Here is a 10,571-nt window from a genome sequence, read left to right as displayed (position 1 = left end):
GAGTAGCGGATTTCTACTCCGCGGGTTGCAGGTTCGAGTCCTGCCGGGATCGCCACTACCGGAATTTTCCCCTTCAATCTCAATATCTTGGCTCTCTGTTAGCCACTGTTTTCAAAACCGTTAGCCACTCGACGTTGCTGGTTTGATCGCAGCGGCCGCGCGCTTCTCCATCGCCGCTGCCGCCATGCGCTCCTGCTCGACCTCGTCGATGTACACTTGCACTTGCGCGAGCGTGGCGTGACCGCTCACCGCCATGATCTCTGGTGCGGTGCATCCCGCATGCGCCAACTGCTTGCAGGCGGCCTTGCGCAAGCCGTGCGCGCGATAGTTTCGCGTGCGGCCATCATCGCACAGCACCGACTTCAAGCCGGCAGCAACACACCAGTCGGCGAACTTGTTGCCGAATGCCGCTGCCGACGCGAACGGCCGGCCGTAGTCATTGACTAGGAGCGTCAGCACGCCATCGGCTCTTGCTGCCTTCGGCAATGCATCGAGCGCGGCCTGCAGTTCGGGCATGATCTTGATGGCCAGCAGCTTGCCTGTGGAGCGCTGTGTCTTGTGCGGCCGCCAAACAAGCTGACCGTTGCGGATATGCTGGTCTCCGATCAGGTGCGCGTCGTATCGGCGGGACGCGATGTTCAAAAGCAACTCGATCGCGACGCGGGCTACCGTGCCGAGCTTGTGGTGTTCGCGGTATTGCGCGATCTGCGGCTCCAACCAGGTCATGTGGCCGATACTCTTCGGTCCGGCCTTCTTCAGCGTCGCGATGCTCTCGGTCGGATCATGCGCCAACTCGCCTTGCGAGATCGCAAATCGGATGAGGAAGCGAACGGCCTTGAGGTTATTCTTCTGCGCGTTGGCGGTTTTGCCTTCGAGAAACGCGGTGATGCTCTTTTGCCTTATGGTCGCGATGCGGTTTTCGCCGTAACGCCGACCACCTGGCGTCTCGAATGTGCGGAAATTGTCAATGATGCGACGCCAGGTGTCCTGTGTGTCCTTCGCCAGCGCCTTGGTGAAAACATCGTGCTTGTAGAGAGCAACCGCCAGCGCGTCGACGGTCCCGGCCTTGGTGCGGCTCGCGCCGATCTCGCCGACCGGTATTGCGCCGCCGGTCTTTTCGACCAGCGCGAAATAGGCGTCCATCAACTCAGGCGTCAGCACCAACTGCTTACTGCCCGTCTGCAGCGTGACCCGCTTCTGGCCCTTGCGGCGAAACACATGCCTCCACTTCTTGCGAGCGTCTTTGAAGCTGTGAACGAAATCCAGTTTGGTATCAGCCATTGTCCCCCTGCCCTAATCCCACTCACTCGATTCCTGATGACTGCCGCCCGCCGCTCCCGGCTTCTCCGGCTCGCCGACATGGACTCTGATCGTACCGTCCTGCGCGATCTCGACATTGCGAACGTGAAGGCCGACGTCCTGCACGGCTCTAACAGCGCGCGAGACTTCACGGCGGTTAAAACGCCACGGATTGGCGCTCATGGGGCATGACCTCGGGGTGGGTCCCGGGTGAGGTAAAGCCGCGCGGCGCTCGCTCTCTTGCTTATTTTTATATCGAGCCTTGGCACCCAAACGGGGGTGAGGCAGCACCCCGGGCCGGGACTCCGAGGCTGTCTGGCGCTGTTAATATAGCGCTCCCGCTTCAAAAAGCAATTATCTGCCCCAAACACTTCGCGGGCGTGGATCATTTTACCACCCGCGAACCGGCCGGATCACCACGTTCGTCGGCCGCTCTACCCACCACTCGGACCCTTTTGCTGGCCGCCCGATGATCCAAAGGGATGCCTCCGCGAATGTCTCGTCAAGCAGAGTTTTTTGGACGTAGCGAAGCGCGGGTTGCGCCACCCAGTGCGAGGACAGCCGCGCGGGGTATGCTGCGAACCGACGACGAATCCGAGATCGAGTTCAGGAAAGGTGAAGCGAAGCTGCCAACGGCCATGGTCGCGGAAATTCTCGGCGTAGAGTTGGCAACTCTGAACAGCTGGCTCCGAAAATATCACATGGTGATCGCTGACCCGGACCCAATCCGCCGACGCGGACGCAGCAGCATGTTTTCTTTGCTCGACGTGTTTGCACAGCCCGGCGATGCATCCGCGCGCGAATAATTTTTGTTCTTGTAAGCGCAGCTTGCAAAGAGTCACACCTATCTCGCCGATGTCGGTGGCTTCGACGATAAGCGCGCGTGCGACACTGCGAGTGCATGCTGAACTCGATGCTCGATCGGCACACGCTGCAATCCGGTCGTTTTGGCAACGGCGTCGACTTGTGTTAACTTCACGGGCCATGACGAATTTGTACGTAGGCGGTGTGATGTTGAAAAAGATCGTACGCAGCCTGGGTGAGTCGGCCGACCCGATCGAAGCTCTACAGCGAGAGATCGCTGCACTTGAACAGCGCGCGGCAAGCATTGAACGATCTCTGAGTGAGAGCCGTGATCAGCACGAGGCCGCGATCTCAAAGCGTCGCGACCTGCTTGAGGCGCCGGCGATCGACTTCGACGGCGCGGACCTCGTTGAAGTCAACGAGAGGCTGCGCCTGACCGAGACCCGCATGGCCGATCTTGCCGACGCTCTGTCAGCCGCTCAGCGGAGGCGCTCGGCGGCCTCAGCTAGGCTTGCCGAAGCGAGAGATCAAGAAGCGCGCGGAATCGAAACCGCGCGCGTCGACCAAATGCTTGAGGCCGCTATCAAGGCGAAGAGAGGATTGGACAGTGCCTTGGCAGCCTTCGTCGCGGCGTATCAGCCGTTGACCATGTCCGGCGAAATGGCTGCGACTTCCGCTACAGCATTTCACGAAAGGGTGGGCACGTTCGCTGCCGACGCCGTCACGGCCACGAGGGAATATCGTGAGCAAATTGCGAATGGCTCGCGGGCCTTGCCCGCTGCTGCGATGGTCGCACTTCAGAAGCCAGCCGCGCAAGACAGGCGGTCCAAGGAGAGCACTTGAGTCTTGGTGAGAACGAGCAGCTGTCGGAAACGATGCGCCGCGAACTTCGTTTCGCCGCTCTGCATGAGGCTGGTCACGCTGTTGTCGGCCGCATGGTCAACAAACCCGCTTCTTTCATAACTGTTTGGGTTGACGAGCATAGGCGCGTACGGGGTTTGATGATGACCCACCCACCAGTGTCTGCCGCCGACGAGCGCCGGTCGGCTGACCCAAATGAACATTTAGACTTCTGCACGCGCATCGAGACCCTTATGAATCCAAGCGCATCCGATTGGCTACGTAATGAGCTTGCGTTCCACCTCGGTGGGATCGCAGCTTGCCTCGCCGTCGATCAGCAAAAAGCGCTCAGGTCTAGCAGAGGCGACCTAGATAGCGCCGGCGTACTTGCGCAATCGTGTGCAAGGGGCGCGGAAAAGCCAGTTCACATTTTGCTTGCGCAGGCGTTGCGCTTTGCTGCGCAAGTTTGTGATGAACAGCGCGCCTCGATTCTGGCACTCGCCAATCGGTTACTGGTTGACCAGTACAGGATGGAGGCAGAGGCTATCCGCGACACCCTCGCCGAAACAGGCTTCCCCGCACCAGGCGGACCCGAACCTGATCCTTCCGATTGGGAGCAATGGCCATCATCCTTCATGGCCGCGAGAACGAGAATTTGGTGGCGCGGGTAGCTAGAGACATGCCGCACTTTGCGGCAAACGCCCGTAGACAAATTCCGCTCTTGTCCGTGAGAACGTTTATCGCCGGGCGGCTCGGCAGGGACGTCATCGAAGTTACGACGTGCGGACTAATGCTGCCGCTTTGGGATCGTATCTGTAGTGAGTGATGGTGCCATCCTTGATACGGCTAACCGCGTCGTCGATGACGAATAGCGGCACCAGAAACCATTCGCGAGGCGTCACTGGATTCCCGAAACGATCCTTGATCTGCACATCAAGGCGAGCCGGATCAAAGACTCGGTGAATGACATTTTCGAGCTTGGACCGGTTGATGTTGTAAAGTTCGTACGTCGCGACGACATCGACCTCGGCCATCAGGAACGTCGGATCGAGCTTCGCGTTTGCGATACGCCGCTCGACGTCTGTGTTTGTCACACCGATCTTGTGCAGAACGTCCCGATGTGCCGCAACTACCGGGTGGTCGGACCTACTGCGAAGAACGTAGATCGTACCACTAGCCAGGTCACCCTCGACGTTCTCGTCGGCAAACAGCGGTCCCGCTGCCGGGTCTGTGATCCGCCTCCCAGCATCGTCCCGGTGAAGCGCACGTTGGAGAGAGCGCAATAGCACGTCGCTCTCTGTGCCATTGTCATAGATGACGCGCAGCCGGCTATCACGACGTTCGTACTGCGTCGTGAATTCCTCGCCAACTTCCGCGATATAGGCAATCTGGCCGCCGACGATGAAAAACTCGCCCTTCTTGATCTCAGCCATCGTCTGAAAGGGCCTCGTCTGGCGCAAGCCACTTTCAAGGTCTTTCCTCACCTGAGCGAATACCGGTTTGAACGTGTCGAAGTCCTTGCAGGGCGTGCGATTCGCGATCTCCTCGGCAGCGCGCTTATCAGCAGCAGTACGCACGTGCCGCAGTTCCGTGATGTCGGATGCGCCCTCTACGCCTTCCAGTTCGGCTAGCAGTTCGTCGTCGTCCATTGTCTCGACGGGCGCGGCGGGAGAGGTCGCCTCACTGTTCAGGAGGCCCTGACGATCGAGCGGCGCGAGAAGCGAACGACAGTCCTCAAGACCGCGCAGTCGATCGAGGCGCACCGCGTAAAGCCGCTCGAAGATGTCGCGATCTTCCCCATGCTGCGGGACGCGGCCGTGGGTTTCGACAAACCGCTGGATTTCCTCGAACCCCGCCATGATCCGCTCCTCGCGAGCCGAGCGACCGCCCTTCTTGTCCTGCGGAGCGAAGTCGGTAAGCTCTCTCTCAAGTTCGTCGAGATCGAGGTCAATCGTCATAGCGACCTTCTCTCTTGAATCGCATGAAAGCTGCAGCACCTTCGGCCAGATGCTTTTCCCATGAATCGGTGGATGCAACAGAAGGGATACGGCCCCGCTCGCGCTTGAACTCCACCGCTCGCTTCGCGATCACTTTCGCTTCCTCAGGTGTGATCTGCGTCCGCTTACCGGCAATCGCTGCCGCAACCTGTTTCAAGCTATCCTCGCTCATGGTTTTGGCCAGTATGGCGTAAGCCTCGCCGAAGGGATTGATCCGATCGATCAGGTCAATGTCAAGCTCGCGCACATCCACCGCGAACCTGCGCACGCCGTCGATAAGGGCGGTGTTGCCTCTCTGCTCAGAATCCTCATTATTGCCCGCCGCGCGAAGCGCGATCTGTTTGGCTTGCTGCGTGATGTTGAGGGCCGCGATTGCGTGTTGGCGGACGGCCTCCTGATCCTCCGCGTCAAGTTCGGGATATTTGTCCTTGATGATCTTCCCCATTCGGACCTGGGTCAGTTCCTCCGGGATAAGCTCGTCGTCGAACAACCCGCGCTCGATCGCCGTCTTGTCCTGCACAAAGGCCGCAACCACCTCATTCAGGTCCTCGGTGCAGATTCGCGCTGCCTCCTTGCTCTTGGGTTCAGTAAGGCCCTTGATCTCGATGTGGAACTGCCCTGTCTGCTGATTGAATCCGACATTACCCTTGGCTGGATCGTAGCCGCCTTCGCCGTAGTCGAAGCCGTCAACCGGGCCGCTCTGCGGATTCTTCGGAGTGAAGTTGAAGCGTGGGGCAAGGACCTGCTCCATCAACAGGCTGGCTGCGATGGCTTTCAAAGTGTCATTCACCGCCTCCGTAACGGCGTCCTCTGAGGCGTCCGGCTCGGCAATCAGATTGGTGAAGCGCGCGCGGGTCTTGCCCGGCGCGTCGCGGGTCGCGCGGCCGATGATCTGCACGATCTCCGTAAGACTGGACCGATAGCCCACAGTCAGCGCGTGTTCGCACCATATCCAGTCGAACCCTTCCTTCGCCATCCCGAGAGCGATGATGATGTCGACATGGTCGCGATTATTCTTCTGCGCGGGGTCTTTCAGCGCGGCTGAGACCTTGTCCCGTTTGGCGGGATCGTCATCAACAAGATCGGCTATGCGCAGCAGCACGTCTCTGTCGCGTCGTTTGACCAGCTGGAAGCCAGTCGTCGGATCGGTGCCCTGCCAGTCGCCTAGAGCCTCTATGATGTGCTCCACCTCCCTGATCTTGTCTTTCGTGCTTTCGCGCGAATTCACGCTCGGGATGTGGATGATTGTCTTCTCGGCAGGGTCCAGGACGGCGAGGATGTCGTCGGCATAGGAGCCGGAATAGAAGAAATAGCCTATATCCAGCTGCTTCAGATATTCGTAGCCGTTCAGCTGCTCATAGTAGGTGTAGGTGACGGTATCGAACCTAGCCTCGTCCTGCGGGGCTAGCACCGGCATGGCGTCGCCTCGGAAGTAGGAGCCGGTCATGGCGACGATATGCACCTTGTCGCGGGCGATGAACGCGCCGAGGTGCTGGCCGAGCTTGCTATCCGGATCGGCGGAAACGTGGTGGAATTCGTCGACCGCGATCAGCCGATCATCGAATTTGTCGACGCCGAACTTGTCCACGGCGAAGCGGAAGGTCGCGTGGGTGCAGACTAGGACCTTGTCGTCGCTGTCGAGAAACGCGCCAAGGGAATTAACTTTGCCGCCGTTGTCGGAGCCCGGTGCGTCGCAAAGATTCCATTTCGGACGAACCGTCCAGTCGGACCAGAAGCCAAACTTGGTCAGGGGCTCGTCATGGAAGCTCGCCCCAATAGACTTTTCCGGTACAACGATGATGGCTTGCTTCAAGCCCTGATTGGCGAGCTTGTCGAGCGCGATGAACATCAGCGCTCGGCTCTTGCCCGAAGCGGGCGGCGACTTAATGAGAAGATACTGCTCGCCGCGCCGTTCGTAGGCGCGCTCCTGCATCGGCCGCATGCCGAGCGCGTTGGCTTTCGTCGATGAACCGTTGTGGGAGTAAGAAACGGATATGGATGGAATGATTCTCTTGTCGTCGGTCACGCGCTTGCCCCCGCCGTTTTCTTCTTCTCCGCAGCCACCGGCGACCCGATCATCTTGGTGTAAAGCTCAAAGAGCTTTTCCAGACGCTCTGTGTCATTGCGGAAACGGCGGCCGATATAGATTCGCTCGAGTACTTCGTCATTGCGCCCGTGCGCCGCACGCAGATCGCCCGGCATGTTATCGGGGTCGTAAAGGTCGGCAAGGGCCGCCGGGAAATGAGCCTCGCGCGCCAGCAGGATGTCCACGGCGCAGCGGGTCAAGTCGGCCTTGTTTTTGTCGGTGAGAGACGGCAACGGAAGCGTGTTCCAGCCGAGGGTATTGGAGAACCGATAATCGGTCTTGATCTTTCCGCATACGGCACCAATCCAGCATAGGGCCAGTCGTGAAGCCAGAACGGCCACATTCCAGAGTGGAGGATCGAAAAATGCGAATCCGCCGTCACCCACGATTGATCCCCTTGGAAGCGGTCCCACTGGATAGAACTCGCGTTCCTCAGAGGAATGCCGAGGAATCTGGAATACTATTTCATCGCCGATCTGCCTTACTTGCTGAAAGGCGAAGGGAGTAGAGGCCCCATCCTTTGTTAGCTCTTTGGAGCTTTTGCTACGCATTTCAGCTACTATCGAAAAACGCTCTCCAAACGCGGATATGTGACGCAGAGCTTCGTAGTCCTCCTGCGAGGCCCAAATGCAGTACCTTCCGATCCCATGCGTTGCGTCATGCGCCCCGAAAAATGGGCGAATTACGTCCTGCCTATCTAGCGCCTGTTCACGCAGTCGCCGAGCGACTTCGGCGTCAAAAATAAGGCCGCCACCGTCTGCTGGCTTGCTTCCATTCACTACAGGCGCGAGCCCCTGTAGAGGTTTCGTTTCATTTTGAATGTACACGTCGCGGTAGGGCACCAGGTAAGCGTTTATGTTCTCAACCTCTCGCACTTGGCCACCGACACCATCGAACAGCCTAGCTGGCCCCTGATTTCTGGATAGCCCCACGATGCAAACGGTCACACCAGCGTTGCGAGACGCGAGATTTCTCCACTTGAACGAAGTCACGGCAAAATTAATGCGAACCGCGTTTCTGATGATCTTCGGCCAGAATCTAAACACCTGCTCGCCTTGGCATACCGAGTTCGTTGTCACGAATGCTGCCGATGCCTTTGTGCAATCGAGATACTGCCTTGCCTTCAGGAAGAACCCGAGGATGTAGTCGAGCGATTTCCACGTTTCGAAGTGACCATCAAACAGGAGGCGCATATCAGATTTCTGATCGGGCTTCTGCTCTGTCCCGCCCTTATAGGGCGGATTACCGCAAATATAAGTTTCACCGCCCTCGTTCTCGAAGTCGATCTCCGCCTGATCCAAGGGCGTGCCGAAGAGATCGTCGCCGCGCAACTTCACGCCCGTCCCGGTCGCTGGGCAAATGCTAAGCCAGTCGAGCCGCAGCGCATTGCCGCAGGTGATCCAGTTCTGCGCGTCTAGCGGCAGGAAGTCCTGCAAGGCTTCCTTCTGGCCGCGGTAGAGCACGTCGCATTGAAACTCGGCGATGATGAGAGCAAGGCGCGCGACCTCGGCCGGGAAGTCGCGCAACTCGATGCCGCGAAAGTTGGTCAGCGGGATATCCGAGCGGCGGTCCGCCTCACCGCGCCGCTTGTTGATCTCGTGCTCGATGGCGCGCATTTCCTTGTAAGCGATAACAAGGAAATTGCCGGAGCCGCAGGCCGGATCGAACACCCTGATCTTCGCCATGCGGTTGCGCAGATTGAGCAGCTTGCGGGGATTGTCATCTGCTTCCTCAAGCCGGTCGCGCAGATCGTCGAGGAACAGCGGATTGAGGACCTTCAAGATGTTCGGCACGGATGTGTAGTGCATGCCGAGCGCGCCGCGCTCCTCATCCTCGGCGACGGCCTGGATCATCGATCCAAAGATGTCAGGGTTGATCTTCGTCCAATCGAGACCGCCGATGTGCAACAGATAGGATCGGGCGATCTTGCTGAAGCGCGGGGTGTCAACACTGCCGGAGAAGAGTTCACCGTTCACATAGGGAAACGAGTCGGCCCATCGGGGAATTCCGGCGTTCACCCGGTCCTCCCGTTTGGTGTTCATCGCGCGAAACAGTTGCCCAATCACCTCATGGGTATTCGACGAGTCGCGCTCGCTCATTCGAGCAATTGCGTCGGTGAACAGGTCCTTGCCAGCGAAAATGTCGGTATCTTCCGCGAAGAAGCAGAAGATCAGTCGAGCCATGAAGTGATTCATGTCGTGGCGGCGCGCGGCGCTGCCCCATTCGGGGTTGTCTTTTAGAAGCTCGACGTAGAGCCGGTTCATACGGCTAGTCGCTCGGATATCAAACGAGCTTTCGCGGACCTGCTTTACGGCTGTGATGCCAGCAAGTGGCAAGAAGAAGCCAAAATGGTCGGGGAAGTCCCCATAGGCGCAGGCAACCGTCTCACCGTTCTCCAGGTCCTCCGCCTCGAAGTCCATGCCGTCGGTTGCGAGGATGAAGCGCGCCTTGGCCCGGGCTGTCGCTGGACTGGCTCGAAGACTGGCAAGGGTCTTTGCCGCATCCCCCGTCGGACTGACCGCGAGGTGGATATTACTGGTTTGGAGGACGCCGCCCACATCCGACTTGTTCGACGTCCCGGAGCGCAGGCGCTTGATGGTTGTATCCTTGTTCCCGAAGGCCTGAAGGAACGAATACGGGAATTCGAGAGGATCGAACGGCTTCTCGGCGAGAGCCGATACCGCTTCTTCGATCTCAACGGCGTTCATAATTTTCGTACCCCCGAATCGCTTCCAAACCTTATTTTGCTGCGGCCGCCTGATATCCGCCGGAGACGCACCGCTCAGTGAACTGATTAGGCTCGCAAAGTGCAAGCGTTAGAGCGCAGTCTACCCTCAAAAACCCTTGGGCATGTCGAAGACGTCTTCGACTGTACTGACCATCTTGCGTATCAGCTTGACGGGCGAGACCATCTTGTCGGCGTCGAATTCTTTACGGAGTGATTCCAGCCTTGCCAACCATGCTTCATCGCTGGAGGTCTGACTGGCAGCGCCACCTTGTTTTGCCTTGTCGATGGCGAACGCAGTCTTTTCAATCTCGAAGTCCAGGTAGTCCAGAAACTCTCCCAGCGCGACCTTAAGCTCGGTCATCGCTGGTTCAATCACCAGAAGCTGTTGACAAACGTCTTCCAGAATATGCGGAAGTCGGCTTCTGAATTTCGGATTGATCTCTCGACCGAGTTTGTTGACCAACGGCTCCTTTTTCCGAAACATGGATTGATCTCATTCTCCGCACACGAGAGTTTCAGTAATATGATCACGTAATCTGCTCAAGGTTGTTGAACCTCGAACCGAATTGATCCGCAGCCGCACCGTTGAATCGTTTTACAGAAAGCGCCTGCTCGGGCAATAAGACGAAATGCGGTCGCGATCGATCTTAGACATCCCCAACCCTTAGCTCGTCGCAAAAACGCTCTAGCTCAGCGGGTCCGCCTTTGCGGCGGCAATAGCCGCAACCAAACTCGTTAGCCGACGGCGAGATCATGATCGAATGCTTTCGGCTCGGACAATCCGCCGCCCAGGCGGTACTATTGTGGCCAGCAGGCC

The 10,571-nt window shown here is 58.4% G+C and carries 9 protein-coding genes; 3 read left to right on the top strand and 6 right to left on the bottom strand.

All coding sequences use genetic code 11. The features are described 5' to 3' along the window. Positions 1-120 precede the first annotated feature (120 nt). On the bottom strand, positions 121-1,281 hold the full coding sequence (locus JHD07_RS09250; protein ID WP_291621273.1) for a tyrosine-type recombinase/integrase: 1,161 nt from the start codon (positions 1,279-1,281) through the stop codon (positions 121-123). A gap of 12 nt (positions 1,282-1,293) precedes the next feature. After that, complete coding sequence (locus tag JHD07_RS09245) at positions 1,294-1,482, bottom strand: hypothetical protein (protein ID WP_291621272.1); 189 nt, start codon at positions 1,480-1,482, stop codon at positions 1,294-1,296. 389 nt (positions 1,483-1,871) lie between these two features. Between JHD07_RS09245 and JHD07_RS09240 the strand changes: the two genes are divergently transcribed. The 3 genes from JHD07_RS09240 to JHD07_RS09230 all read left to right on the top strand — a co-directional run bounded on the left by JHD07_RS09240 (position 1,872) and on the right by JHD07_RS09230 (position 3,614). Next, positions 1,872-2,105: a hypothetical protein gene (locus tag JHD07_RS09240; protein ID WP_291621271.1), complete on the top strand. Its 234-nt coding sequence runs from the start codon at positions 1,872-1,874 to the stop codon at positions 2,103-2,105. Between the two features lie 205 nt (positions 2,106-2,310). Next, the gene (locus JHD07_RS09235) at positions 2,311-2,946 is read left to right on the top strand and encodes a hypothetical protein (protein ID WP_291621269.1); all 636 of its coding nucleotides are present in this window, start codon (positions 2,311-2,313) and stop codon (positions 2,944-2,946) included. Continuing rightward, on the top strand, positions 2,943-3,614 hold the full coding sequence (locus JHD07_RS09230; RefSeq protein WP_291621268.1) for a hypothetical protein: 672 nt from the start codon (positions 2,943-2,945) through the stop codon (positions 3,612-3,614). The genes JHD07_RS09235 and JHD07_RS09230 overlap by 4 nt, the downstream gene beginning before the upstream one ends. 102 nt (positions 3,615-3,716) lie before the next feature. Here JHD07_RS09230 and JHD07_RS09225 read toward each other — a convergent pair whose 3' ends face one another. The 4 genes from JHD07_RS09225 to JHD07_RS09210 form a co-directional block, all read right to left on the bottom strand. Continuing rightward, complete coding sequence (locus tag JHD07_RS09225; RefSeq protein WP_291621266.1) at positions 3,717-4,901, bottom strand: GIY-YIG nuclease family protein; 1,185 nt, start codon at positions 4,899-4,901, stop codon at positions 3,717-3,719. Further along, positions 4,891-6,966 (bottom strand): DEAD/DEAH box helicase, encoded by a 2,076-nt coding sequence (locus tag JHD07_RS09220; RefSeq protein ID WP_291621264.1) that lies wholly within the window; start codon positions 6,964-6,966, stop codon positions 4,891-4,893. Before JHD07_RS09220 ends, JHD07_RS09225 begins: the two co-directional genes overlap by 11 nt. Continuing rightward, a complete protein-coding gene (locus tag JHD07_RS09215) occupies positions 6,963-9,734 on the bottom strand; it encodes a DNA methyltransferase (RefSeq protein WP_291621263.1) in 2,772 nt (923 codons plus the stop codon). Before JHD07_RS09215 ends, JHD07_RS09220 begins: the two co-directional genes overlap by 4 nt. Before the next feature lie 126 nt (positions 9,735-9,860). Next, positions 9,861-10,238, bottom strand: a complete 378-nt coding sequence (locus tag JHD07_RS09210; RefSeq protein WP_291621261.1) for a hypothetical protein — start codon at positions 10,236-10,238, stop codon at positions 9,861-9,863. Between the last annotated feature and the right edge of the window lie 333 nt (positions 10,239-10,571).

This window comes from Bradyrhizobium sp., from assembly GCF_016462955.1.
Classification (GTDB): Bacteria; Pseudomonadota; Alphaproteobacteria; order Rhizobiales; family Xanthobacteraceae; genus Bradyrhizobium.
Note: the sequence above shows the minus strand (reverse complement) of the source record. Positions and strands in the feature narration are given on the sequence as shown.

Excerpts from the sequence above, each read along its gene's own strand:
- JHD07_RS09245 (WP_291621272.1), bottom strand. The coding sequence starts at position 1,482 with ATGAGCGCCAATCCGTGGCGTTTTAACCGCCGTGAAGTCTCGCGCGCT.
- JHD07_RS09250 (WP_291621273.1), bottom strand. The coding sequence starts at position 1,281 with ATGGCTGATACCAAACTGGATTTCGTTCACAGCTTCAAAGACGCTCGC.
- JHD07_RS09240 (WP_291621271.1), top strand. The coding sequence starts at position 1,872 with ATGCTGCGAACCGACGACGAATCCGAGATCGAGTTCAGGAAAGGTGAA.
- JHD07_RS09210 (WP_291621261.1), bottom strand. The coding sequence starts at position 10,238 with ATGTTTCGGAAAAAGGAGCCGTTGGTCAACAAACTCGGTCGAGAGATC.
- JHD07_RS09215 (WP_291621263.1), bottom strand. The coding sequence starts at position 9,734 with ATGAACGCCGTTGAGATCGAAGAAGCGGTATCGGCTCTCGCCGAGAAG.
- JHD07_RS09235 (WP_291621269.1), top strand. The coding sequence starts at position 2,311 with ATGTTGAAAAAGATCGTACGCAGCCTGGGTGAGTCGGCCGACCCGATC.
- JHD07_RS09225 (WP_291621266.1), bottom strand. The coding sequence starts at position 4,901 with ATGACGATTGACCTCGATCTCGACGAACTTGAGAGAGAGCTTACCGAC.